Raw genomic sequence first — 24,251 nt, forward strand, 5'->3', positions numbered from 1 at the left:
GCGGGCCGCCCGACGGCCCGCGGGTGCCCGCCTCAGACCTCGAGCAGGAGCGGCACGGCCTGCGCCAGGTCGGCGACGACGGCACGCGCGGCGTCGCGGCGCTCGGCCACGGTGCCCTCGGTGCTCTGCGCGTCGAGGTAGACCTTGATCTTCGGCTCCGTGCCGCTCGGACGCACGATGAGCCGCGCGCCGTCGCCCAGGTGGAAGCGGAGCACGTCGCTCGGCGGCAGGTCGGCCGTGCCCTCGGCGAGGTCGTCCATGCGCTCGACGCGACGGGATCCGATCGACGTCGGCGGCGACTGCCTGAGCTTCGCCATGATCCGCGGGATGACGGCGAGGTCGGTGACGCGCACCGAGATCTGGTCGCTCGCGAAGGAGCCGAACCGCTCGGCGAACTCGCGGTCGTAGTCGTCGATGGTCTGCCCGCGCGACTTGAGCAGCATCACGCCGTGCAGCACGGCGACGGCGGCGGAGATGCCGTCCTTGTCGCTCGTGATCCAGGGCGCGACCAGGTAGCCGAGCGCCTCCTCGTATCCGTAGATCAGATCCGGCACGCGGCTGATCCACTTGAACCCCGTGAGCGTCTCGCGGTAGCCGAAGCCCAGCTCCCGGGCGACGACCTCGAGCGCGGGGGAGGAGACGAGGGACGAGGCGAACGTGCCCGTGTTGCCGTCGGCGGCGTAGCGCTCGGCGATGCCCAGGCCGAGCAGCATGCCGACCTCGTTGCCCGAGAGGCGGCGCCAGGCCCCGTGCTCGTCCGCGATGGCGACCGCGAGCCGGTCGGCGTCGGGGTCGTTGGCGATGATGAGCTCGGCGTCGGACCGCACGGCCGCCTCGAACGCGAGGTCGAGCGCGCCCGGCTCCTCGGGGTTCGGGAAGTCGACCGTGGGGAAGTCGGGGTCGGGATCCGCCTGCGCGGCGACGACGACGGGCGCGTCGACGCCGACCGCGTCGAACACGCGCGCCGCGGTCTCCCACCCGACGCCGTGCAGCGGCGTGTAGACCCACTTCAGGGGGGCGAGCGGGGCGGCGAACAGGTCGGCCGTCTCCTCGACGTAGGCGTCGATCAGCGTCTCGGGCGCGATCTCGAAGTCGTCCGCCGTCGGCAGCTGCTGCACGGTGCGCTCGCCGGCGGCCTTGTGGATGAAGGCCGCGATGTCGCGGTCGGCCGGGCTGACGATCTGCGCGCCGTGGTCCTCGTCGCCGAGGTAGACCTTGTAGCCGTTGTCGCGCGCCGGGTTGTGCGACGCCGTGACCATGACGCCCGCGCTCACGGCGAGGTGCTTCACCGCGTACGCGAGGACGGGAGTGGGCAGGGCCCGGGGGAGCAGCACCGTGCGGACGCCTGCGCCGGCCATGATCCGCGCGGTGTCCTCGGCGAAGACCCGGGAGTTGTGGCGCCCGTCGTAGCCGATGACGATGCTGGGCCGCGGGCTGCGGCTGCGGAGGTAGTCGGCGAAGCCGGCGGCGGCCTGCGAGACGAGCACGCGGTTCATGCGGTTCGGACCCGCGCCCAGCTCGCCGCGGAGCCCGGCGGTGCCGAACTGGAGGCGCGTCTGGAAGCGGTCGCGGATCCCGGCGGCCGCCTGCTCGCGGTCGGCCGCGGAGGCCCCGGCGGCGGTGCCGTCGACGAGGGCGAGCAGCTCGTCGACCTCGGCGCGCGTGACGGGATCCGGGTCCTGCGCCTGCCAGGCGCGCGCGGCCGCGACCAGCGCCGCGGTCTCCTCGCGGCTCACAGGGCGCCCACGATGCGCGCGAGCATGCCGCCGATGCGGCCCTCGGCGGCGCGGCCGGCCTCGATGACCTCCTCGTGGCTGAGCGGGGTCTTCTGGATCCCGGCGGCGAGGTTCGTGATGAGCGACATGCCCAGCACCTCCATGCCGGCCTCGCGCGCGGCGATGGCCTCGAGCGCGGTGGACATGCCGACGATGTGGCCGCCGATCGCCTTCGCCATCCGCACCTCGGCCGGCGTCTCGTAGTGCGGGCCGCGGAACTGGCAGTAGACGCCCTCGTCGAGGTCGGGCTCGACCTCGTGGGCGATCGCCCGGAGCCTCGCCGAGTAGAGGTCGGTGAGGTCGATGAAGGTCGCGCCCTCGAGCGGGGAGTCGGCGGTGAGGTTGATGTGGTCGCTGATGAGGACGGGGGTGCCGGGGGTCCAGTGCTCCTTGATGCCGCCCGCGCCGTTGGTGAGGATCATGGTCTTCGCGCCGGTCGCGGCGGCGGTGCGCACGCTGTGCACGACCCGGCGGACGCCGTGGCCCTCGTAGTAGTGGGTGCGCGCGCCGATGACGAGGGCGCGGCGGCCGGAGGGCAGCAGGACGCTGCGGAGCGAGCCGACGTGGCCCTCCAGCGCGGGCTTCGAGAAGCCGACGACCTCCGTCGCGGGGATCGTCGCGGTGGTCTCGCCGATGAGATCCGCCGCCTTCCCCCATCCGCTGCCGAGCGTGAGGGCGATGTCGTGGCGCTCGACGCCCGTGAGCTCGGCGATCTGCCCGGCCGCCTGCCGCGCGATCTCCTGGGGGTCGGCGTCGGGCGACTCGAGGGGGTTGCTGTACGTCATGCCCCGATCCTAAATGCGCGGGCGCGGGCGGCCCCGGCCGCCACGACGAGCGGGTTCGCGCGGGCCGCGGGCCTACGGGATGATGTGCGCATGGGATACGAGTTCGAGGCCAACCAGCGGATCGCGATCCTCGGAGGGGGTCCAGGCGGCTACGAGGCCGCCATCGCCGGAGCGCAGCTCGGCGCGGAGGTGACGCTGGTGGAGCGCGTGGGCGTCGGCGGCTCGGCCGTGATGACCGACGTCGTCCCCTCGAAGACCCTCATCGCCACCGCGGAGGCCACCAACGCGCTCGGCGAGGCCGCCGACCTCGGCGTCCAGTTCTTCTCCCGCGGCGAGGCGACCCGTCGGCCCGTGCGCCCCGAGGTCGCGGTCAACCTGCAGGCCGTCAACGACCGCCTGCTGCGGCTCGCGCGCCAGCAGTCCGAGGACATGAAGTCGAGCCTCATCCGCGCGGGCGTCCGCATCGTGCAGGGCGAGGGCCGGCTCGACGGGCCGAACCGCATCATCGTCTCCACGGGCCGCGGTGGCGGACGAGGCACCGACTTCGACGAGATCGACGCGGACACCACGGTCATCTCCACGGGCGCGAGTCCCCGCATCCTGGACACCGCGAAGCCCGACGGGGAGCGGATCCTCACCTGGACGCAGCTCTACACGATGGACTGCGTGCCCGAGCACCTCATCGTCGTCGGATCCGGCGTCACGGGCGCCGAGTTCGCCTCGGCCTACACCGCGCTCGGCGCGAAGGTCACGCTCATCTCCTCCCGCGACCAGGTCCTGCCCGGCGAGGACGCCGACGCGGCGCGCGTCATCGAGGACGTCTTCACCCGCAACGGCATGACCGTGCTCTCGAAGTCGCGCGCCGAGTCGGTCGTGCGCCAGGGCGACGGCGTGGTCGCGACGCTCAGCGACGGCCGCGTCGTCGAGGGCAGCCACTGCCTCATGGCGGTCGGATCCGTGCCGAACACGGCGGGCATCGGCCTCGAGGAGGCGGGCGTGCAGATGAGCGACTCCGGCCACATCCGCGTCAACCGCGTCGCGCGCACCTCGGTGCCGAGCGTCTACGCGGCGGGCGACTGCACCACGTTCCTGCCGCTCGCCTCGGTCGCGTCGATGCAGGGCCGCACGGCCGTCTACCACGCGATGGGCGACGCGGTCAGCCCCACCGAGCTCCGCAACGTGACCTCGAACATCTTCACGCAGCCGGAGATCGCGACGGTCGGCTGGTCGCAGAAGCAGATCGAGGAGGGGCTCGCGCAGGGCGACATCTACAAGCTGCCGCTCGCGTCCAACCCCCGCGCGAAGATGCAGAACGTGAAGGACGGCTTCGTGAAGCTGTTCGCCCGCACCGGCTCGGGCACGGTCATCGGCGGCGTCATCGTCGCCCCCAAGGCGAGCGAGCTGATCTTCCCGCTCGCCCTCGCCGTGGAGCACCGGCTCACGGTGGACGACGTCGCGCGCGCGTTCACCGTGTACCCGTCGCTCTCGGGCAGCATCTCCGACGCGGCGCGCGCGATGCACATCGTCCTCTGACGCGTCGGCCGCACCGCGCGGCCCGCACGCGACGACGGCCGGCCCCCGAGGGGACCGGCCGTCGTCGCGTGGTGCGCGGGTCAGACGATGTCGAGCAGCCGGTGCCCCGACGGGACGGTCTGCCCGACCTCGGCGGCGATCCCGGAGACGGTGCCCGCGGTGTGCGCCGTGAGCGGCTGCTCCATCTTCATCGCCTCGAGGACGACGAGGAGGTCGCCCTTGACGACCTGCTGGCCCTCCTCGACCGCGAGCTTGACGACGGTGGCCTGCATGGGCGAGGTGACGGATCCGCCGCCCGAGGTGTCGACGGATCCGGACTGCTTGCGCCGGGCCGGGGCCGCCGCCGCGCGGCGGGACGAGGACGCGCCCGCGGCGGGCGCGAGGTCCTCGGGGAGGCTCACCTCGATGCGCTTGCCGCCGACCTCGACCACGACGGTGTGCCGGGCGGGAGCCTCGGCGGCGTCCTCCAGCGCGCCGGACCACGGCTCGATGGTGTTGTCGAACTCGGTCTCGATCCAGCGCGTGTAGACGGAGAAGGGCGCGCCGTCCGCCGGGGCGAAGGCCGCGTCGCGCACGATCGCGCGGTGGAAGGGGAGGACGGTGGGCAGGCCCTGCACCTCGAACTCGTCGAGGGCGCGGCGCGAGCGCTCGAGGGCGTCCTCGCGGCTGGACCCCGTGACGATGAGCTTGGCGAGCAGCGAGTCGAACGCGCCCGAGATCACGTCACCGGCGCGGACGCCCGAGTCGACGCGCACGCCGGGGCCGCCGGGCGCCTGGAACACGTGCACGGGACCGGGAGCCGGGAAGAAGCCGCGGCCCGGGTCCTCGCCGTTGATCCGGAACTCGAACGAGTGGCCGCGCGGCGCCGGGTCCTCGTAGTCGATGAGGCCGCCCGCGGCGATGCGGAACTGCTCGCGCACGAGGTCGATGCCCGTGACCTCCTCGGAGACCGGGTGCTCGACCTGGAGGCGCGTGTTGACCTCGAGGAAGGAGATGGTGCCGTCCTGCGCGACGAGGAACTCGCACGTGCCGGCGCCGACGTAGCCGACCTCGCGCAGGATCGCCTTGGACGCGGCGTAGAGCTGGGCGTTCTGCTCGTCGGTGAGGAACGGCGCGGGCGCCTCCTCCACGAGCTTCTGGTGGCGGCGCTGCAGCGAGCAGTCCCTGGTGGAGATCACGACGACGTTCCCGGCCGAGTCGGCGAGGCACTGGGTCTCGACGTGCCGCGGGCGGTCGAGGTACTTCTCGACGAAGCACTCGCCGCGGCCGAACGCCGCGACGGCCTCGCGAGTGGCGGACTCGAACAGCTCCGGCACCTCCTCGCGGGTGCGGGCGACCTTCAGGCCGCGGCCGCCGCCGCCGAACGCCGCCTTGATGGCGACGGGCAGGCCGTGCACGTCGACGAAGTCGAGCACCTCGTCGGCGCCGGAGACGGGGTTGAGCGTGCCGGGGGCGAGCGGTGCGCCCACGCGCTCGGCGACGTGCCGGGCCGTGGTCTTGTCGCCGAGCTGCTGGATGGCGCTCGGGGACGGGCCGATCCAGGTGAGGCCGGCGTCGATGACCTGCTGGGCGAAGTCGGCGTTCTCGGCGAGGAACCCGTAGCCCGGGTGCACCGCGTCCGCGCCGGAGCGCCGGGCGATGGAGAGGAGCTTGGCGATGACGAGGTAGGTGTCGGCGCTCGTCTGCCCGTCGAGGGCGTACGCCTCGTCGGCGAGCGTGACGTGCAGCGCGTCGCGGTCCTGGTCCGCGTAGACGGCGACCGATCCGATCCCCGCATCCCTCGCCGCCCGGATGATGCGGACGGCGATCTCGCCCCGGTTGGCGATGAGGACCTTGTTCACACGCGTCATGAGACCCCAGCCTAGGGTGCGTGCAGCGCCCGGCTTCGGAGGGTCCGCACAAACATGAGGGGCCGTCGGGTAGGCGCGCCCACAACCCGCCGGTCGCGTCGCGCCCCTGGCATGATCGACGCATGACCGCACCCGGCACCGGCGACGACGACGCGCGTGCCGCAGCGGCCGACCTCCGGGAGCTGCTGGCTGCCACGGTCGCCGAGCTGCAGGCACGCCGCGCGCCCGACGAGGCGCTCGCCGAGGTGCGCGCCAAGCGCTCGTTCGGGCCCATCAAGCGGCAGCCGGCCATGGTGCCGGTCGGCCGGGCCTGGCGCCTCGGCGTGCTGCTCCTCTCGGCCGACGGATCCCTCCGCCGCACCGGCAGCATCACGCGCGCCGTGGAGCCCACGCGATCGCAGGGCCTGGACTCGGGAGTCGAGGCGCGCAAGGAGGCGAGGCGCCAGGCCGTCCGCGCCTTCGAGGAGGGCGACGCGGTCGACTACGACTGGGAGCCGATCGCGCTCGACGCGGCGTCGCTCGCGCGCGGATCCGGGCCCCTCAGCCTGCGCGGCCGCGAGCTCCGCGTGCAGTGGGGGCCGGCCGCGCACGAGACGCGGGCGCTCGACGCGTACCTCGCCGACCGCATCGAGGTCCTCGGGATGGGCTGACGCCCGCCGGCGCGCCCGCCGCTCAGACGAGCCGCGCCTCCACGGCACCCTGCCGGTTCCAGAGGTCCGTCCACTCCGTGCCGAGCTCCCGGACGAGACCGCGCAGCGTGGGCAGCGACAGGCCGACGACCGTGCTCGGGTCGCCCTGGATCCGCTCGATGAAGGCGGCGCCGAGGCTGTCGATGGTGAACGACCCGGCGACGAGCAGCGGCTCGCCCGTCGCGACGTAGGCGTCGATCTCCGCATCGGTGATGTCGGCGCGGAAGCGCACGTCCGCGACGGCCGCGCGCCCGATGCCGCGCACGATGCGGCCGTCGGCCACCTCCATCAGCCAGTGCCCGGAGTGCAGCCGCCCCTCCCGACCGCGCTGCGCCCGCCAGCGCTCGGTGGCGCGCTCGACGGTGTGCGGCTTGCCGTGCACGAGGCCGTCGATCTCGAAGGCCGAGTCGCCGCCGAGCACGAGTCCCGTGATCGGCGCACCCGCGACGAGCTGCCCGACGACCGCCTCGGCCTTGGCGCGCGCGAGCAGCTGCACCATGTCCTCGGGGCCGAGCGGTCCCTGACTCACCTCGGCCGCCGCGACGGCCGCGGGCTCGTCGACGTCGGACGGCAGCACGACGGGCTCGATGCCGGCGGAGCGCAGCAGGGCCAGGCGGGCGGGGGAAGTGGAGGCGAGGTGGAGGCGCGTGGTCACGCCGACATGGTGGCACGCCCGTCCCGCACCGCGCGTCCCGGGGACGCCTCCGCGTGTGTCAGGGTTGCCGCATGGGTGAGCAGGTGGGCCGCGAGGTCGAGGTGGACGTGACGAACATGGCGCACGGAGGGGTGTCCGTGGCCAGGCACGACGGCCGGGTGATCTTCGTCTCGGACGCGATCCCCGGCGAGCGGGTGCGGGCGCGCATCACCGAGGACTCGAAGAAGTCCTTCTGGCGCGCGGACACGGTCGAGGTGCTCGACGCGTCGCCGCACCGCCGGCCGCACGTCTGGGCCGAGGCCTCCGTCGACCGCGCCCCCGAGGACCGCGTCGGCGGCGCCGAGCTCGGCCACATCCGCCTCGCCCACCAGCGCGAGCTCAAGCGCCAGGTCGTGGTCGACTCGCTGTCCCGGATGGCGCACGTCGACATGGACGTCGAGGTCCAGGCGCTCCCCGGCGACGACGAGTCCGACGGGCTCGGCTGGCGCACGCGCGTCAGCCTGCACGTGGCCGACGACGGCCTGGTCGGCCCGTACGCCTCGCGCTCGCATCGGGTGATCCCCGTCGAGACGCTCCCGCTCGCCACGGCCGGCGTCAACGGCGCGGCGCCGTTCGGGCAGCGCTTCCCCGGAGTCGAGGGGATCGACCTCGTCGCCCCCTCCGACGGCCACGTGCGCATGCTCCTCATCGACGGCAAGCCGCAGCGCCGCGACACCATCACCGAGCGCGTCCACGACCGCGAGTTCAAGCTGGAGGCCGGCGGCTTCTGGCAGGTGCACCGCCGTGCCGCCGAGACCCTCTACGACGCCGTCCAGTCCTCCATCGACGAGGCCCTCTTCGACCCGCGCGCCGCGAACCTCGACCTCTACGGCGGGGTCGGGCTCCTGGCCGCGGCCGTGGGCGACCGCTTCGGCGACACCGTGCGGATCACGAGCGTGGAGAGCGACGAGGTCGCGACCGAGTTCGCCGGCGACAACCTGGCGGAGTGGGTGGGCGCCGCGTCGCTCACGGCGCGCGTCGACCGCTACCTGCAGAACCTAGTCCGCGAGGCGAGCCCCGCCGAGCGTCGTCGCCTGCAGGCGGCGACCGTCGTCCTCGACCCGCCGCGCGCGGGCGCGAAGAAGCCCGTCGTCGACGCGCTCGCCGAGCTGCGCCCGGCGCAGGTCGTCTACGTGGCGTGCGATCCCGTCGCACTGGCCCGCGACGTGGCGCTGTTCGCCGAGCGCGGCTACGAGCTCCGCTCGGTGCGGTCGTTCGACCTCTTCCCGCACACCCACCACGTCGAGAGCGTGGCCGTGCTGGTGCCCGCCGCCTCCTGACCGGGGCATCCGCCGCCGAGGGGACGCGGCGGACGGGCGATACAGTGGGCGAGGCGATCGTCGGAGCTCGACGGCACCACGCGACGAGGGGGATCCGGATGACCGAGACCACGCAGGGATCCGATCAGGTGACCGAAGGCCGTCCGCCCGTCCGCGTCGCCGTCGTCGACGACCACGAGTCGGTGCGGCTCGGCCTCAAGGCCGCGTGCGTCGACGCCGGGTTCGAGTTCATCCTCGCGGCCGCGAACGCCCGCGAGCTCGTCGAGGGCCTGGTCGGCCGGGAGTGCGACGTCGTCGTCCTCGACCTCTCGCTGGGGGACGGCTCCTCCGTCACCGACAACGTCAAGGCCGCGCAGGGCACGGGTGCCGCGGTGCTCGTCCACAGCATCGCCGACCGCGTCGCGAGCGTCCGCGAGGCGCTCGCCGCCGGTGCCGCCGGGGTGATCCCCAAGTCGTCGGCCACGCAGACCGTCATGGCGGCCGTCGCCACCGTCGCGCGCGGCGACGTGCTCAACAACCTGGAGTGGGCGACCGCCATCGACGCGGACCGCGACTTCGCGAAGGCCCAGCTCGGCCGGCGCGAGCGCGACGTGCTCCACCTGTACGCCTCCGGCCTGCCGCTCAAGCTCGTCGCGCAGCAGCTGGGCATCGCGAACAGCACGGCGCGCGAGTACCTCGACCGGATCCGCGTGAAGTACGTCGAGGTCGGCCGCCCCGCCCCCACCAAGGTCGACCTGCTCCGCCGCGCCGTGGAGGACGGCATCCTCCCGGGACTGGACCAGGACGGCGGCGATGGCCGCTAGGCCTCCGGCCAGCGCGCCGCGCTCCGCGGCTCCCGTGACGCGCGCCCTCGCCGGCGCCCCGCCGCGGACCCCCGACAACCCCATCAGCCTCGCCCGCATCGAGACGATCCTCGGCCGCGGCGCCAGCGCGTTCGGCCTCCTCTTCGCCCTCCAGTCGCTGCAGGTCATCAACGGCCAGCTGGACGCCATGCGCCCGGCCTGGAGCATCGCCTTCCTGGTGGTGTTCTTCGGCAGCCTCGTCTGGACCTGCGTCGCCGGCGTGATCCGCCGCGGGGTCGTGCCCGCGCATGCGACCGTCGCCCTGGTCTTCGTCCTCGCGCTCGCGACGTGGCCGTTCGCGATCGTGCCGGAGACCCTCTCGACCGTCCCGCAGCCGTTCCTCTACCAGGAGCTCACGGTGGCGACCACGTGCGCCGCGATGGCGTTCCGCCTCTGGATCGCGGTGATCTACACGGTCGCCGTGCCGCTCGGGCTCGGCTTCCTCGAGGTGGCGCTGCGCCACGGCGTGATCACGCCGCTCGACTCGTTCCTGCAGGTCCTCTACTCGATCATCCTCGGCGGCTCGGTCCTGATGATCGTCACGGTGCTCCGACAGGCGGCCCTCGGGGTCGACTGGGCGCAGGGCACCGCGCTGACGCGCTACTCGCACGCGGTGCGCCAGCACGCCACGGAGGTGGAGCGCGTGCAGGTCGACGCGATCGTGCACGACAGCGTGCTCACCACGCTGCTCTCGGCGGCCCGCACCGCGGATCCGGCGGCCCGGAAGCTCGCCGCCACGATGGCCGCGAACGCGATGGGGCACCTGGCCGCGGCGGAGCAGGGCACGGACGACGACGCCTCGGTGCCCCTCCGCGCCGTCGCGAAGCGCATCGTCGACGCCGCCTCCGCGCTCTCCGCGCCGTTCGTCCTCGAGACGCGCGACCTCGGCGCGCGCACGGTCCCGGTGGCCACGGCCGAGGCCATCTACTCCGCGGCGGTGCAGGCGATGATGAACAGCCTCCAGCACGCCGGCACCTCGGCCGAGAGCATCACCCGGATGCTCGTCATCTCCGGCCACGGCGACGAGGGCGTGGCGATCGACGTCGTCGACGACGGCGTCGGATTCGACCAGCGCCGCATCCCCACGGAGCGCTTGGGGCTCCGCGTGTCCATCAAGGAGCGCGTGGCGCAGGCCGGCGGGCTCGTCACCATCGACTCGGCGCCGGGGGAGGGCACGGCCGTGCGGATCCGCTGGCCCGCCCCGGCGGACGCCGCCGTGCCCGATCGCCCCCTCCTCCCCGGGGACCTCGACGCGTCCCCGACCGAACGGCCGGATCGCGAGAGGGGCAACCGGTGATCGTCGTCCCGCGCTCGATCGTGCTGGGCCTCGCCGCCCTCTTCTCGGCGTACCACGTGGTGCTCGCGCTGGTTGCGATCGGTGCCCCAGCGGATCCGGCCGTCACGCTCGTCGCGGTCGCGCTGTACCTCGTCGCCACGCTCATGAGCCTGTGGCCCACGAGCCCCACGGTGATGCCCGTCTGGCTCGCCTCGTTCAACCTCGCCGTGGCGACGGTCGTGCCCGTCCTCGTGACCAGCCAGCTCACGCCCGGGCCGCTCGCGCCGTTCACCACGTGGCACGTCGCCGCGGTCGGCACGCTGATGACCATCACCTCCGCCCGCCGTCGTCAGGGCTTCGCGTGGGCGGGCATCGTGATCCTCGCGGTCCAGACCGTGCTCTGGGGCGGCCCGGGTGGGCTCGTCGCATACGGCGTCACGGGCAGCGCGCTGTGGGTGGCCGTCTCGCACGTCCTCGCGCACGCCCTCGCCAAGGCCGCACGCGACGCCCGGCAGTTCCATCGCGCCGAGCGCGAGGCGGCGGACTGGCAGGCGGCGCAGGAGGCGCACCTCTACGAGCGGCAGTTCCGGCTCCGCCAGACCAGCCGGATGGCCGTCCCCATGCTCCGCCGCATCGTGGAGACGGGCGGCGACCTCTCCCCGGAGGAGCGGCAGGAGTGCCTGTACCTCGAGGGCGCGATCCGCGACGAGATCCGCGGGCGCACGCTCCTCAACGACGCCGTCCGCGAGCAGGTCATGCTCGCCCGGCGCCGCGGGGCGGTCGTCACGCTCCTGGACGAGGGCGGCATCGACGACCTCGACGACGCCACGCGCGACGTCGTGCTCGACCGGCTGGCCGCCGCCGTGCGGGACACGCGGGCGGACAAGATCATCGCCCGGACGGTGCCAGAGGGATCCGACACCGCCATAACCGTCGTCGGCCTGAGCGTCGCGGGCGACGGCAGCGCGAGCCTCCTGGGCAGCGACGACCTGGACGACGAGGTCGACCTGTGGCTGGAGATCCCGCGCCCGCGCACCTGACCTGCGCGGAGTCGACCGGCGCAGCGCGCGTGACCGGTCGGTGATGCTGAGAGGCGCGGGGGCCGGTGCCTGCACCGTCCGCCCCCGCGCCTCTCCGGTCATCCCGATGACCCGAGCATCGGGATGATCCGCCCCCCGGCGTCGTCTGCTCACCACAGATGGACGACGCCGTGTTGACTGACCCGCGATGCGGGCCCCCCAGCACGACGAGTCTCACGCAGCGGGAGGGACCGGCCAAGTCGTCATTTGGGAGGACACGGCGTGCGGCGCACGCACCCCGTGGGCCGGGCGATCGGTCAGCCCGAGAAGCCGCGCCAGCGACCGGGACCCGGCACCAGCGTGCCGCGGACGCTGCGCTGCGACCGCTGCCAGGCGTCCGGCGCAGGGCGCACGGGCTGCTCGGCAGCGGGCTGCGCCGCCAGCGCCGCGATGACCGCGGTCGCTGCGGCGAGCTCCTCCTCGGTGGGCGAGCCGCCGAGGACGCGGAAGCCGCCGAGCGCGGCGTCCGCCGGCGTCTGCGCGTCGCTCACAGCGGGATGTTCCCGTGCTTCTTGGGCGGCAGGCTCGCGCGCTTGGTGCGCAGCGCCCGCAGGGCCTTGACGACCGACGCGCGCGTGGCCGCCGGCTGGATGACGTTGTCGAGCTCGCCGCGCTCCGCCGCGAGGAACGGGCTCGCGACGTTGTACGTGTACTCGTTCGCGAGCCGCGTGCGCACGGCGGCGACGTCCTCGCCGGCCTGCTCGGCGCCCTTGATCTCGCCGCGGTAGAGGATGTTGACGGCGCCCTGGCCGCCCATCACCGCGATCTCGGCCGTGGGCCACGCGAGGTTGATGTCGGCGCCCAGCTGCTTGGATCCCATGACGATGTACGCGCCGCCGTACGCCTTGCGCGTGATGACGGTGACGAGCGGCACGGTCGCCTCCGCGTACGCGTACAGCAGCTTCGCGCCCCGGCGGATGACGCCCGTCCACTCCTGCTCGGTGCCGGGCAGGTACCCGGGCACGTCGACGAGCGTGAGGATCGGGATGGAGAACGCGTCGCAGAACCGCACGAAGCGGCTGGCCTTCTCGCCCGCCTCGATGTTGAGCGTGCCCGCCATCGCGTTCGGCTGGTTGGCCACGATGCCGACGGAGCGCCCCTCGACGCGCGCGAACCCGACGATGATGTTGGGCGCGAACAGCGGCTGCGTCTCGAGGAACTCGCCGTCGTCGACGACGAGCTCGATGATCGTCTTCATGTCGTAGGGCTGGTTCGGGCTGTCCGGGATGATCGTGTCGAGCTTGAGGTCCTGCGCCGTGATCTCGAGGTCGGCCGTGCGCGGGAACTCCGGCAGCTCGGCGAGGTTGTTGTCCGGCAGGAACCCGAGGAGCGTGCGGGCGTAGTCGAGCGCGTCGTCCTCGTCGCTCGCGAGGTAGTGGGCGACGCCCGAGACCTTGTTGTGGGTGAGGGCACCACCGAGCTCCTCGAAGCCGACCTCCTCGCCCGTGACGGTCTTGATGACGTCGGGTCCGGTGACGAACATGTGGCTGGTCTTGTCGACCATGATCACGAAGTCGGTGAGGGCGGGGGAGTAGACGGCGCCGCCGGCGGCCGGGCCCATGATGAGCGAGATCTGCGGGATGACGCCCGACGCGCGGGTGTTGAGGCGGAAGATCTCGCCGTACTTGCCGAGCGCGACCACGCCCTCCTGGATGCGGGCGCCGCCCGAGTCGAGGATGCCGATGATGGGCACGCCCGTCTTGATGGCGAGCTCCATGACCTTGATGATCTTCTCGCCCGCGACCTCGCCGAGGGATCCGCCGAAGATCGTGAAGTCCTGCGAGTAGACGGCGACCTGGCGCCCGTCGATGGTGCCCGTGCCGGTGACGACGGAGTCGCCGTACGGCCGCTTGGCGTCCATGCCGAACGCGTGCGTGCGGTGGCGGACGAACTCGTCGAGCTCGACGAAGGACCCGTGGTCCAGCAGCTGGTCTATGCGCTCGCGGGCGGTCATCTTGCCGCGCGCGTGCTGCTTCTCGATGGCGGCCTCGCCGCTCGCGGTGACGGCCTCGTGGTAGCGCCTCTTCAGGTCGGCGAGCTTGCCTGCGGTCGTGTACATGTCCGGGGCGCCGGCGTCCTCGTCTGGCTCGTGTGCAGTCACCCGCCTCACTGTACCGGCGGGTGCGCGCCCCGCTCTTGTGGACCACGCACAGAAGACGGCGGGTCCGGGGTGCGATCACCTCCTGATCCGCTCGGTACGGTGACGGCATGGACCTCCCGCTCAGCCGCCTCGCCGCCCCGCGCCTCCTCGCCCTGGACTCGGTCGGCTCGACCAACGACGAGCTCTCCCGGAGGGCGACCGCGGACCCGGTCGGCTGGCCGGACGGATCCGTCGTGCTCACGCTCGACCAGACGGCGGGGCGCGGCCGCCGCGGCCGCGTCTGGACGGCGCCGCCCGGGCGCACCCTGGCGGTGAGCGTCCTCTGCGTCCCCGGGCGCGCGGACCTCGACCCCGGCTGGCTGCCGCTCGTCGCCGGGCTCGGGCTGGTCGCGACCCTGCGCGACGTCGTGCCGGAGCCCGCCGAGGTGACGCTCAAGTGGCCGAACGACGTGCACGTGGGCGGCCGGAAGGTGTCCGGGATCCTCGGCGAGCTGGTCGCGCCCGGCCGCATGCTGGTGGGCACGGGCCTCAACCTGACGCTCGAGGAGGCGGAGCTGCCGACGCCCACCGCCACGTCCCTGCGGCTCGCGGGCGTGCAGGACCCGGACGTGGACGCGATCCTGGCCGCCTACCTCCGGGCGTTCCGCACCAGGTACCTGGCCTGGGCGGACGCCGACGGCGACGCGCGCGCGGCGGGGCTCGTCGACGAGCTGGCCCGCACCTGCGCCACCATCGGCCGAGACGTCCGCGTCGAGCTGCCGGGCGGCGGCGAGCTCCTCGGCCGCGCGACCGGGGTCGACGACGACGGTCGGCTCACCGTCGAGTCCGCCGGGGATCGGGCCGTGACGTCTGTCGCCGCGGGCGACGTGACGCATCTGCGGTATCAATGAGGCATGGCGCACACGGGTGACACGCAGCGGTACGCACCCGGAGAGGGCGGGCGGGCGCTCCCCGTCCGCGGCGGACGCCGGGCCCGTCGCAAGGCCGAGAAGGAGGAGCGCCGTCGCGTCGCCGAGGACGAGGCGGGCCGCCTCATCTCGTCGCACGACGTGGATCCGCGCCTCGGCCGCCCCGCTGCCCCGCCCGCCGCACCGCAGCAGCAGGTGGTCGCCGCCGACCCCGAGCGCGTGCTCGTCCGCCTCCGCCCGCACGGCCGCGCCCTCACGCTCCCGGTGCTGCTGCTGCTCGCGATCTGCCTCACGGGCGGGTACTTCGGCGGCTGGTTCCCGGAGCCGTGGGAGAACGCGCTGCTGCTCGTGTCCCTCGCCGGCGTCGCGGTGTTCGTCACGCTGCTGCCCGTGTTGGTCTGGCTGAACCGCCGCTACACGGTCACGACCAGGCGCCTCATCGTGTCGCACGGCTTCTTCGTGCGCACCCGGCAGGAGCTGCTCCACTCGCGCGGCTACGACGTGACCCTCCGCCGCGGCCCGCTGCAGCACCTGCACCGCAGCGGCCACGTCACCATCAACGCCGGCCTCGAGTCGCCCGTCGTGCTCCGGGACGTGCCGTCCGCGGTGCTCGTCGTCCAGGCGCTCCAGGACCTCATGGAGGAGAACGCCAACATGGTGGCCGAGCGCCGCCGCCAGGAGGAGTCGCGCCGCGGGCGGCCCGGCGACCCGGCGTGGCGGCAGCAGGACGAGCCCCGATCGGTGTGGCCGGACGACACGCAGCCCTGGCAGCGCGGCTGACCGGTCGCGGGTCGGGGGCCTAGGAGACCGCGACCCGGTCCGCGTCGTCCGTGCGCGCTGCCCCGGACGCCACGGGGACCTGCGGTGCCGCGTGGCGCCGGGCGGGGGAGTAGACCCATTGGCGGTAGAGCACGAAGCGCACCGCGGATCCGAGCCCCAGGCCGATGACGTTGGCGGAGACGTTGTCCGCGAGCGGCGACGTGAGCCCCAGCACGTAGTGCGAGACGTACAGGCACGCGAGCCCGATGACCATGCCGAGCAGGCTCACCGCCAGGAACTCGAGCGCCTCCCGGCCGCGGCGCGTGGTGCGCTGCTTGCCGAACGTCCAGTAGCGGTTGCCCACCCAGTTGACGGCGATGGCGACGACGGTCGACGCGACCTTGGCGAGCAGCGGCCCGGCCTCGACGGCGTCGGGGTGGAAGACCGTGGCGCGCAGCAGGTTGAAGACCGCGAGGTCGACTAGGAAGCCCGCGCCGCCGACGAGCCCGAACTGCGCGATCTGCACGCCGAGCGAGGCGAGGGAGCGACGGGGGGACATGGGCGGGGTCCGTCCTGGATGGGGGAGGATGTCGGGTGGCGTGACGGACGATGTTACCGGCTGGTCCCGCCCACCGACCGTCCCGAGGCCGCCGCAGGCGCCCGCGGACCCGCTCACCCGCACCAGGAGGACACCATGACGCCCACCGTAGGAGTCGTCGGAGGCGGCCAGCTCGCCCGGATGATGATCGCCCCCGCCGTCGAGCTCGGCATCGGGATCCGCGTGCTCGCCGAGGCCGACGGCATGTCCGCCGGGCTCGCCGCCACGGCGATCGGCGACTACCAGGACCTCGACGTCGTCCGCGCCTTCGCACGGGACGTCGACGTGATCACGTTCGACCACGAGCACGTGCCGCAGCACGTCCTCCGCGCGCTCGTCGCCGAGGGCGTCGCGGTGCACCCGGGGCCGGACGCCCTGCTCGTCGCGCAGGACAAGCTGCTCATGCGGGAGCGGCTCGAGCAGCTGGGCGTCCCGGTGCCGATCTGGGCGCGCGTCGCCGACCGGGAGGCGCTCGCCGCCTTCCTCGCCGAGAACGGCGGCGTCGCGGTCGTGAAGACGCCGCGCGGCGGATACGACGGCAAGGGCGTCCGGGTGGTGCGCTCCGCCGACGAGGCGGGCGACTGGTTCGACGCGCTCGGCGCGGGCGACGCGCTGCTCGCGGAGGAGCTCGTCGACTACGCGCGCGAGCTCGCGCAGTCCGTCGCCCGCCGGCCGTCGGGCGACATCGCCGCGTGGCCCGTCGTCGAGTCGATCCAGCGCGACGGCGTGTGCGCCGAGGTCATCGCGCCCGCGCACGGCGCGAGCGCCCGGCTGCGCGAGGCGGCGGAGGGGATGGCGCGCGGGATCGCGGAGGGGCTCGGCGTCACGGGGGTCCTCGCGGTCGAGCTGTTCGAGACCGTCGACGGGCGCCTGCTCGTCAACGAGCTGGCCATGCGCCCGCACAACACCGGGCACTGGTCCATGGACGGCGCGGTCACGGGCCAGTTCGAGCAGCACCTGCGGGCGGTGCTCGACCTGCCGCTCGGATCCACCCGGCCGCTCGCGCCCTGGTCGGTGATGATCAACGTGCTGGGCGGGCCGGAGACCGGCACCGTCGCGGACCGCTACCCGCGGGCGCTCGCCGACCAGCCCGAGGCGCGCTTCCACTTCTACGGCAAGGACCCGCGACCCGGCCGCAAGGTCGGGCACGTCACGGTGGTCGGCGACGACCTCGACGAGACCGCGTACCGGGCGCGCGCGGCCGCGGCGTTCTTCCGGGGCTGACCGGGCGCGGGCGGGCTGCGTGGCGCGGCGGGCGCGCAGGACCGGGCACCTAGCATGGAGCCCGTGAATCCCGACACCCCTGCACTCGTCGGCCTCGTCATGGGCTCCGACTCCGACTGGAACGTGATGGAGAAGGCGTCCGTCGCGCTCGACGCCCTGGGCATCGCCCACGAGGTCGAGGTGCTGTCCGCGCACCGCACGCCCGAGCGGATGATCGCGTACGGGCAGACCGCGCGCGAGCGGGGGATCCGCGTGATCGTCGCCGGCGCGGGCGGTGCCGCCCACCTCCCCGGCATGATCGCCTCCGTCACCACACTGCCGGTCATCGGCGTGCCCGTGCCCCTGTCGACCCTCGACGGCATGGACTCCCTGCTGTCGATCGTGCAGATGCCCGCGGGCGTGCCCGTGGCCACCGTCTCCATCGGCGGAGCGGAGAACGCGGGGCTCCTCGCCGCGCGCATCCTCTCCACCTCCGACGACCGCATCGCGGGAGCCCTCGCGCGCCACCGCGCCGAGCTCGCCGAGCTCGTCGAGCGGAAGAACGCCGCGCTGCAGCAGAAGGTGTCGTCGCGCACGTGAGCCTGACCCAGCCCATCCGGCACCCGGACAGCCGGTCCCCGCGCGTCATGACCACCCGGGCCTGGTGGCTCGTGGTGCTGAACGTCCTCATCCCCGGATCCGCCCAGGTCCTCGCGGGGAACCGCCGCCTCGGCCGCATCGGGCTCGCCTCGACGCTCGCCGTGTGGGCGCTCGCCGTCGTGGTCGGCGGCCTCGCGCTGTTCGCGCGCGGCGCGCTCATCCAGGTCGTGTCCCAGGAGTGGCTGCTCGTGGTGCTGCAGGCGCTGCTGGCGGCGTACGCCCTGCTGTGGGTCGTGCTCTCGCTCGACACCCTGCGGCTCGCGCGCATCGTCCGCGTCGCGCCCCGGGCCCGCCCGATCATCGCGGCGCTGTCGGTGCTGCTCCTGGTCGGCACGGCCGGATCCGCGGGCTACGCCGCCTACATCGTCGGCGTCGGCCGCGGCGCCCTCGGCGGGATCTTCGGCGACTACGCGACCGAGGCCCCGGTCGACGGCCGGTACAACATCATGCTGCTCGGCGGCGACGCCGGCAGCGACCGCGCGGGCCTCCGCCCCGACAGCATCACCGTGGTCAGCATCGACGCCGACACCGGGCGCGCGACCATGGTGGGCCTGCCGCGCGACATGGAGAAGGTGCCCTTCTCCGACGGCTCGCCCCTCCAGAAGCGCTACCCGAACGGCTACCAGCGCTGCGACGTGGACGCCTGCATGCTCAACTCGATCTACACCGAGGTCGAGGTCTACAAGCAGGACCTCTACCCCGACGCGAAGGAGAAGGGCAGCCTGCCCGGCATCGAGGCGATGCGCGAGGCCGTGCAGGGCGTCACGGGGCTCACGATCCAGTACTACGCGCTCATCGACATGCAGGGCTTCGCCGAGATGGTGGACGCGCTCGGCGGCATCGACATCGACGTGAAGCGCCGCATCGGCATGGGCTCCGGGCACGACGACAAGTTCCGGCCGGTGCCCATCCCCGAGTGGATCGAGCCCGGCGAGCAGAAGCTCGACGGCTACCACGCGCTCTGGTACGCGCGATCCCGCTACCAGACGACGGACTACGACCGCATGTCGCGCCAGCGCGAGGTGCAGCAGGCGGTGCTCAAGCAGTTCGACCCGGCCAACGTGCTCACCAAGTTCGACGCGATCGCCCAGGCCGGCCAGCAGGTGGTGAAGACCGACATCCCGCGCGGCATGCTCGGCTACTTCACGCAGCTCGCGCTGAAGACGAAGGACCAGCCCATCGACGACCTCGAGATCGTGCCGCCGAGGTTCGACTCGCAGAAGCCGGACTTCCCGGCCATCCGCCAGGCGATCCAGCAGCAGTTCGCGAACGGATCAGCGGGCTGATCGCGGGAACCGCGCCTACAGGTCGGCGTGCAGCTGCCAGACCTTCTCGGCGGAGTCGCGCCAGCTGAAGGCTCGGGCGCGGTCCTGCCCGACGACGGCGAGGCGCTCGCGCGCAGCCGTGTCGGACAGCAGGCCGCCGATCGCCTCGGCGAGGCGCAGGGGGTAGCCGTCGGGATCCTCGCGCGGCACCACGACGCCCGCGTCGGCCGCGACCTCGAGGAGCGCCGGAGCGTCCGAGTGCACGACGGGCGTGCCGAAGGACAGCGCCTCCACGACGGGCAGGCCGAAGCCCTCCGACAGGCTGGGGTGCACGAAGACCGTGGCGCGGTCGAGCGCGACGGCCAGGTCGGCGTCCGTGAGGGATCCGAGGCTGCGCACGCGCGACGGGTCGACGCCCGCCTCGTCCGCCACCTGCGCGAGCTCGACGTCGCCCCACGTGGCGGGGCCGACGATGAGGAGCGGGAGGTCGCCGGTCTCCGGGCGCACGAGCGCCTGCACGAGCGCCTGGACCCCCTTGCGCGGCTCGAGGCTGCCGACGGTGAGCAGGTAGTCGGCGGGGAGGCCGAGCTCGGCGGCGCGGGCGTCGGGATCCTCCGGCAGGGCGATGCGCGGGCTCACGGCGCCGCCGATCACCCGCACCCGGTCGCCCAGGTCGACGTAGCGGGCGAGCTCCTCGGCCAGCGCGTGCGACGGGACCACCACGGCGTCTGCGTGCTTGCGGGCGCGCTTGGCCATGGCCTTCGTCCAGGAGACGGAGGCGCTCGTCATGCTCTCCGGGTGCGTCCACGCGTTGACGTCGTGGATGGTGGCGACGATCTGGTCGTTCGTGTTCACGCGGTCGTGGCGGCGCAGCGGTGCGAGGAGCCCGGGCGCGTGGACCATGCCGGTCGTGCCGGGCGTCGGGAGGCCCAGCTGCCAGGCGCGGGAGAGCTCGCGACGGGGGAGCGGGACGCGGGCGATGCGGGCGAGGCCGGGCAGGCGCTGCTCGAGGTCGGACGTCTGCTCGGGCGTGACCGCGGAGACGACGCCCTCGACCTCGCACCCGCTCGGCGTCGACGCGACGATGGCCCTCGTCAGGTCCTCGGAGTAGCGGCCGATGCCGCCGGGCGTGGGGCCGGTCAGCTGGTCGATGATCACGCGCAGCGTGGTGGTCACGGTCCTCCATCGCGCGGGTGTCGGGTCGGCCCGCGGGAGGACCATCGTACCGGCGGGCGCCTCGGGGATCCGGGAGGAGCGCCCGGCGGGGTCAGCTCCGGCGCATCCGCTCGACCGCGTCCTTGGACGGGCCGTCGAACGCGACCTTGCCCGACTGGATGAGGATCCCGCGCTCGCACAGGTCCGACACCATGTCGAGGTCGTGGCTGACGACCACGAGCGTCTTGCCCTGATCGTGCAGCTCGCGGATCTTGGCGAGGCACTTGCGCTGGAACGGCTCGTCGCCCACCGAGAGGATCTCGTCCACCAGCAGGATGTCGACCTCGGTGTGGATGGCGACCGAGAACGCGAGCCGCAGGAACATGCCCGAGGAGTAGTGCTTGACCTCGGTGTCGATGAACTTCTCGATCTCGCTGAACTCGACGATCTGGTCGAAGCGCGCATCGATCTCGTGCTGCTCCATGCCGAGGATCGCGGCGTTGAGGTAGATGTTCTCGCGTCCGGAGAGGTCTGGGTGGAATCCCGCGCCCACCTCGATGAGGCCGGCGATGCGCCCGCGCGCGAGGACCTCGCCGCTGTCGGGCTGGTACACGCCGGAGATGAGCTTGAGGAGCGTCGACTTGCCGGATCCGTTGAAGCCCATGAGCGCGACCGACTCGCCGGGGCGCACCTCGAAGCTCACGTCCTCGAGCGCGTCGAAGGTCGAGGCGAGCGGCTTCCGGCGGACGGCCGCGATGACCGTCTCCTTGATGGAGTGCGTGTGGCGGAGGAGGAATGACTTCCGCACGTTCTCGACGATGATGCGCGGGAGCGCGTCCGACTCAGAGGTCCTGGGCAAAGCGCCCCTCCAGCTTCTTGAAGACGAGCTGCCCGAGCAGGAGGCTCAGGAGCGAGACGCCGAGGGCGATGAACCCGTACATCCAGAGGTTCGGCGGCAGCTCGCCGGTGCCGCCCGTGGTGGGGTACCAGAACGCGGCGTGGAAGAGCTCGACCGCCGCCGTGACGGGGTTGAGCTGGTAGATCACGAGCAGCCAGTCCGGCAGCACCTTCGCGACCTGCGCGTAGGGGTAGAGCACGGGCGAGGCCCACACGACCACCATGACGATGAGCTCGACGAAGTTCTGCGAGTCACGGAAGGAGACGTTGGCGGCGCCGAACAGCATCCCCAGGCCGATGGCCAGCGTGCCGATGATCGCGATCGCCAGGAAGATGCCGAGCACCTGGACGGGCGTCGGCGCCCAGCCCACCAGCAGGCAGACGACCAGCAGGATGACGAGCTGCGGCAGGAAGTTGACCAGCGCCACGAACGTGCTCGACACCGGGAACAGCTCCCGCGGCAGGTAGATCTTCTTGATCAGCGCCCCGTTGTCCACGAGCGACTTCGTGGAGTTGGAGAACGCCTCCGTGTAGAAGTTGATGAGGATGATGCCCGAGAACAGGTAGACGGGGTAGTTCACCTGGTTGCGGTTCAGCTGCAGGAAGACGCCCATCGCCACGAAGAAGACGGCGAACTGCGCCGCCGGCTTCACGTACGACCAGAGCCAGCCGAGGACGGATCCGCGGTACCTGACCTGCACCTCCTTCTTCACGAGGAGGGAGAGGAGGTAGCGGCGGCGGTACACGTCGAGGAGCCCCGCGCCCGTGCCGGGCCTCGAGAACTCCCGCGAGTGGGAGGTCGTCATGCTCGACACGTGGTGGTGCCCTTCGGACTGCGTGGGGCTCGCGCGAGGCGCGGAGCGGTGGGGATCAGGCGTCCGGGATCGGACCGGACACGAGTGTAACCGTCAGCGTGCCCGGAGGACGCCGTGCCCGGCGGCGTCGGACAGCGCCTCGCGCCAGTCGCGGAGCGGTGCCAGGCCGACGCGGGCCCAGGCGTCGTGCCCGAGCACGGAGTACGCGGGTCGGGGCGCGGGCCGCACGAAGGAGGCGCTGTCGGTGGGCCGCACGCGCTCGGGATCCAGCCCGGCCGCCGCGAAGACGGCCCGCGCGAGACCGAACCAGGTCGTCTCGCCGGTGCCCGTGCCGTGGAAGACGCCCGCGGGCGCGCCGGCGTCGACGAGCTCGACGATGCGCGCCGCGAGGTCGACCGTCCACGTCGGCTGGCCGCGCTGGTCGTCGACCACGGACACCGTGTCGTGCGACGCGGCGAGCCGCAGCATGGTCGACGGGAACGACGGTCCGCCCGCGCCGTAGAGCCACGCGGTGCGCACGACGCTCGCGCCGTCCGGGTGGCCGGCGAGCACCAGGCGCTCGCCCTCGGCCTTGGTGCGGCCGTATGCGGACACGGGCGCGTGGGGCGCGTCCTCGGGGTAGGGCGAGGTCGCGGATCCGTCGAAGACGTAGTCCGTGGAGACGTGCACGATGCGGGCACCCGTATCGGCGGCGGCGCGCGCGAGCACGCCGGCCCCGGTCGCGTTGATGGCCCTGGCCTCGTCCTCGTGCTCCTCGGCCGCGTCCACCGCGGTGTACGCGGCGAGGTTCACGACCACGTCGTGCCCGGCGACGGCCAGGCGGACCGCGGCCTCGTCGGTGATGTCGAGCTCGGCGCGCCCGGGCGCCGTCACGTCGTGCGCGGCGAGGGCGGGCAGGAGGTCCTGCCCGAGCATGCCGCGGCCGCCGGTGACGAGGATCCGGCTCACGCGGGCAGCTCGGCGCGCGCCTTCAGCGGCTCCCACCACGTGCGGTTGTCGCGGTACCACTGCACGACGTCGGCGAGGCCCTCGGCGAACGGCACCTGGGGCGCGTAGCCGAGCTCGCGCTGGATCTTGGAGATGTCGACGGAGTAGCGCAGGTCGTGGCCCTTGCGGTCCTCGACGCGGTCGACGTACGACCAGTCGCGGCCGGTGGCGTCGAGCAGCAGCTGCGTGAGCTCGCGGTTGGTGAGCTCGGTGCCGCCGCCGATGTTGTAGATCTCGCCGGGCGCGCCCTGGACCAGCACGAGCGCGATGCCGCGGCAGTGGTCGTCGACGTGCAGCCAGTCGCGGATGTTGAGGCCCTCGCCGTACAGCGGCACGTGCTTGTCGTCGATGAGGTTCGTGACGAACAGCGGGATGACCTTCTCGGGGAAGTGGTACGGCCCGTAGTTGTTCGAGCAGCGCGTGATCGAGACGTTCAGCCCGTGCGTGCGGTGGTACGAGCGTGCGAGCAGGTCGCTGCCGGCCTTCGACGCGGAGTAGGGGGAGTTGGGCTCGAGCGGCCGCTCCTCGTCCCACGAGCCCTCGGCGATGGATCCGTACACCTCGTCGGTGGATACGTGCACGAAGCGCTTCAGGTCGTGGCGGAGCGCGGCGTCGAGCAGCTTCTGGGTGCCGAGCACGTTGGTCTCCACGAAGATGCTCGCGTCGCGAACGGAGCGGTCGACGTGGCTCTCGGCGGCGAAGTGCACGACCGCGTCGACCTGCGGGATCCACTCGTCGAGGACGGCGTCGTCGCGGATGTCGCCCTGGACGAACGTGTAGCGCGGCGAGTCGCTGACGGGCGCGAGGTTCTCGAGGTTGCCGGAGTAGGTGAGCGCGTCGAGCACGACGACGTCGGCGCCCTCGAGCCCGGCGTAGTGGTCCTGCAGCGCGTGGCGCACGAAGTTGGAGCCGATGAAGCCGGCACCGCCGGTCACGAGGATCCTCATGGGGATACGTCCTGTCGTCGAGACGCCGGGCGGGTGAGCCGACGTCGAGGGAGAGTCCGCTGCTGTTCGGGGGCGGACCGCATGCGAGTGTACCGGCGACGACCCGCGCGGCCACGTCCCCGTGCGGGGGAGGCGCGGACCGCACGGCGGATC

General features: G+C 73.1%; 23 protein-coding genes. 11 read left to right on the plus strand and 12 right to left on the minus strand.

Annotated features, from left to right (window positions below):
• Window positions 1-32 precede the first annotated feature (32 nt).
• Window positions 33-1,736: a phospho-sugar mutase gene (locus KYT88_RS05130; RefSeq protein ID WP_043584554.1), complete on the minus strand. Its 1,704-nt coding sequence runs from the start codon at window positions 1,734-1,736 to the stop codon at window positions 33-35.
• Entirely contained in the window at window positions 1,733-2,560 is an 828-nt protein-coding gene (locus tag KYT88_RS05135; protein ID WP_043584556.1) for a purine-nucleoside phosphorylase, read from the minus strand. The genes KYT88_RS05130 and KYT88_RS05135 overlap by 4 nt, the downstream gene beginning before the upstream one ends.
• 90 nt (window positions 2,561-2,650) lie before the next feature.
• On the opposite strand from KYT88_RS05135, the gene KYT88_RS05140 reads away from it, so the two are divergent.
• Entirely contained in the window at window positions 2,651-4,093 is a 1,443-nt protein-coding gene (locus KYT88_RS05140) for an NAD(P)H-quinone dehydrogenase (protein WP_043584559.1), read from the plus strand.
• Between the two features lie 80 nt (window positions 4,094-4,173).
• On the opposite strand, the gene KYT88_RS05145 is transcribed toward KYT88_RS05140, so the two are convergent.
• On the minus strand, window positions 4,174-5,943 hold the full coding sequence (locus KYT88_RS05145; RefSeq protein WP_043584562.1) for an acetyl/propionyl/methylcrotonyl-CoA carboxylase subunit alpha: 1,770 nt from the start codon (window positions 5,941-5,943) through the stop codon (window positions 4,174-4,176).
• A 122-nt stretch (window positions 5,944-6,065) separates the two neighbouring features.
• Here KYT88_RS05145 and KYT88_RS05150 point away from each other — a divergent pair, with 122 nt between their 5' ends.
• A complete protein-coding gene (locus tag KYT88_RS05150; protein ID WP_043584564.1) occupies window positions 6,066-6,593 on the plus strand; it encodes a hypothetical protein in 528 nt (175 codons plus the stop codon).
• Window positions 6,594-6,615: 22 nt separating this feature from the next.
• On the opposite strand, the gene KYT88_RS05155 is transcribed toward KYT88_RS05150, so the two are convergent.
• Window positions 6,616-7,287, minus strand: coding sequence for a Maf family protein (locus tag KYT88_RS05155; RefSeq protein WP_043584568.1), 672 nt, complete (start codon window positions 7,285-7,287; stop codon window positions 6,616-6,618).
• A 71-nt stretch (window positions 7,288-7,358) separates the two neighbouring features.
• On the opposite strand from KYT88_RS05155, the gene KYT88_RS05160 reads away from it, so the two are divergent.
• The 4 genes from KYT88_RS05160 (at window position 7,359) to KYT88_RS05175 (ending at window position 11,764) form a co-directional block, all read left to right on the plus strand.
• On the plus strand, window positions 7,359-8,606 hold the full coding sequence (locus KYT88_RS05160) for a class I SAM-dependent RNA methyltransferase (RefSeq protein WP_043584570.1): 1,248 nt from the start codon (window positions 7,359-7,361) through the stop codon (window positions 8,604-8,606).
• A 98-nt stretch (window positions 8,607-8,704) separates the two neighbouring features.
• Window positions 8,705-9,409, plus strand: a complete 705-nt coding sequence (locus tag KYT88_RS05165) for a response regulator transcription factor (protein ID WP_043584572.1) — start codon at window positions 8,705-8,707, stop codon at window positions 9,407-9,409.
• A gap of 34 nt (window positions 9,410-9,443) precedes the next feature.
• Complete coding sequence (locus KYT88_RS05170) at window positions 9,444-10,745, plus strand: sensor histidine kinase (protein WP_237583796.1); 1,302 nt, start codon at window positions 9,444-9,446, stop codon at window positions 10,743-10,745.
• Window positions 10,742-11,764 carry a DUF8320 family protein gene (locus KYT88_RS05175; protein WP_043584575.1) on the plus strand — a complete coding sequence of 341 codons (1,023 nt, stop codon included), beginning with the start codon at window positions 10,742-10,744 and terminating at the stop codon, window positions 11,762-11,764. The genes KYT88_RS05170 and KYT88_RS05175 overlap by 4 nt, the downstream gene beginning before the upstream one ends.
• A gap of 296 nt (window positions 11,765-12,060) precedes the next feature.
• Here KYT88_RS05175 and KYT88_RS05180 read toward each other — a convergent pair whose 3' ends face one another.
• Both KYT88_RS05180 and KYT88_RS05185 read right to left on the minus strand, forming a co-directional pair.
• Entirely contained in the window at window positions 12,061-12,294 is a 234-nt protein-coding gene (locus KYT88_RS05180; RefSeq protein ID WP_043584577.1) for an acyl-CoA carboxylase subunit epsilon, read from the minus strand.
• Entirely contained in the window at window positions 12,291-13,862 is a 1,572-nt protein-coding gene (locus tag KYT88_RS05185; protein ID WP_043584579.1) for an acyl-CoA carboxylase subunit beta, read from the minus strand. Before KYT88_RS05185 ends, KYT88_RS05180 begins: the two co-directional genes overlap by 4 nt.
• Before the next feature lie 149 nt (window positions 13,863-14,011).
• Between KYT88_RS05185 and KYT88_RS05190 the strand changes: the two genes are divergently transcribed.
• A complete protein-coding gene (locus KYT88_RS05190; protein ID WP_043584581.1) occupies window positions 14,012-14,794 on the plus strand; it encodes a biotin--[acetyl-CoA-carboxylase] ligase in 783 nt (260 codons plus the stop codon).
• A 3-nt stretch (window positions 14,795-14,797) separates the two neighbouring features.
• Window positions 14,798-15,592, plus strand: coding sequence for a PH domain-containing protein (locus tag KYT88_RS05195; protein ID WP_043584584.1), 795 nt, complete (start codon window positions 14,798-14,800; stop codon window positions 15,590-15,592).
• Between the two features lie 19 nt (window positions 15,593-15,611).
• Here KYT88_RS05195 and KYT88_RS05200 read toward each other — a convergent pair whose 3' ends face one another.
• A complete protein-coding gene (locus tag KYT88_RS05200) occupies window positions 15,612-16,130 on the minus strand; it encodes a GtrA family protein (protein ID WP_043584586.1) in 519 nt (172 codons plus the stop codon).
• An 18-nt stretch (window positions 16,131-16,148) separates the two neighbouring features.
• Here KYT88_RS05200 and KYT88_RS05205 point away from each other — a divergent pair, with 18 nt between their 5' ends.
• From KYT88_RS05205 to KYT88_RS05215, 3 genes are read left to right on the plus strand one after another with little or no spacing between them, the layout of a single operon-like run.
• Window positions 16,149-17,393 carry a 5-(carboxyamino)imidazole ribonucleotide synthase gene (locus KYT88_RS05205; RefSeq protein ID WP_370644813.1) on the plus strand — a complete coding sequence of 415 codons (1,245 nt, stop codon included), beginning with the start codon at window positions 16,149-16,151 and terminating at the stop codon, window positions 17,391-17,393.
• 54 nt (window positions 17,394-17,447) lie between these two features.
• Window positions 17,448-17,972 carry a 5-(carboxyamino)imidazole ribonucleotide mutase gene (purE, locus tag KYT88_RS05210; RefSeq protein WP_043584590.1) on the plus strand — a complete coding sequence of 175 codons (525 nt, stop codon included), beginning with the start codon at window positions 17,448-17,450 and terminating at the stop codon, window positions 17,970-17,972.
• Between the two features lie 47 nt (window positions 17,973-18,019).
• A complete protein-coding gene (locus KYT88_RS05215) occupies window positions 18,020-19,318 on the plus strand; it encodes an LCP family protein (protein ID WP_237583797.1) in 1,299 nt (432 codons plus the stop codon).
• A gap of 15 nt (window positions 19,319-19,333) precedes the next feature.
• On the opposite strand, the gene KYT88_RS05220 is transcribed toward KYT88_RS05215, so the two are convergent.
• The 5 genes from KYT88_RS05220 to rfbB form a co-directional block, all read right to left on the minus strand.
• Window positions 19,334-20,473 carry a glycosyltransferase family 4 protein gene (locus tag KYT88_RS05220; RefSeq protein ID WP_043584595.1) on the minus strand — a complete coding sequence of 380 codons (1,140 nt, stop codon included), beginning with the start codon at window positions 20,471-20,473 and terminating at the stop codon, window positions 19,334-19,336.
• 91 nt (window positions 20,474-20,564) lie between these two features.
• On the minus strand, window positions 20,565-21,311 hold the full coding sequence (locus KYT88_RS05225; protein ID WP_012037693.1) for an ABC transporter ATP-binding protein: 747 nt from the start codon (window positions 21,309-21,311) through the stop codon (window positions 20,565-20,567).
• The gene (locus KYT88_RS05230; RefSeq protein ID WP_043584598.1) at window positions 21,295-22,164 is read right to left on the minus strand and encodes an ABC transporter permease; all 870 of its coding nucleotides are present in this window, start codon (window positions 22,162-22,164) and stop codon (window positions 21,295-21,297) included. The genes KYT88_RS05225 and KYT88_RS05230 overlap by 17 nt, the downstream gene beginning before the upstream one ends.
• Before the next feature lie 93 nt (window positions 22,165-22,257).
• Window positions 22,258-23,112 (minus strand): dTDP-4-dehydrorhamnose reductase, encoded by an 855-nt coding sequence (gene rfbD / locus KYT88_RS05235; protein WP_043584600.1) that lies wholly within the window; start codon window positions 23,110-23,112, stop codon window positions 22,258-22,260.
• The gene (gene rfbB / locus KYT88_RS05240; RefSeq protein ID WP_043584602.1) at window positions 23,109-24,098 is read right to left on the minus strand and encodes a dTDP-glucose 4,6-dehydratase; all 990 of its coding nucleotides are present in this window, start codon (window positions 24,096-24,098) and stop codon (window positions 23,109-23,111) included. The genes rfbD and rfbB overlap by 4 nt, the downstream gene beginning before the upstream one ends.
• Window positions 24,099-24,251 lie beyond the last annotated feature (153 nt).

Source organism: Clavibacter sp. A6099, from assembly GCF_021919125.1.
Lineage (GTDB): Bacteria > Actinomycetota > Actinomycetes > Actinomycetales > Microbacteriaceae > Clavibacter > Clavibacter seminis.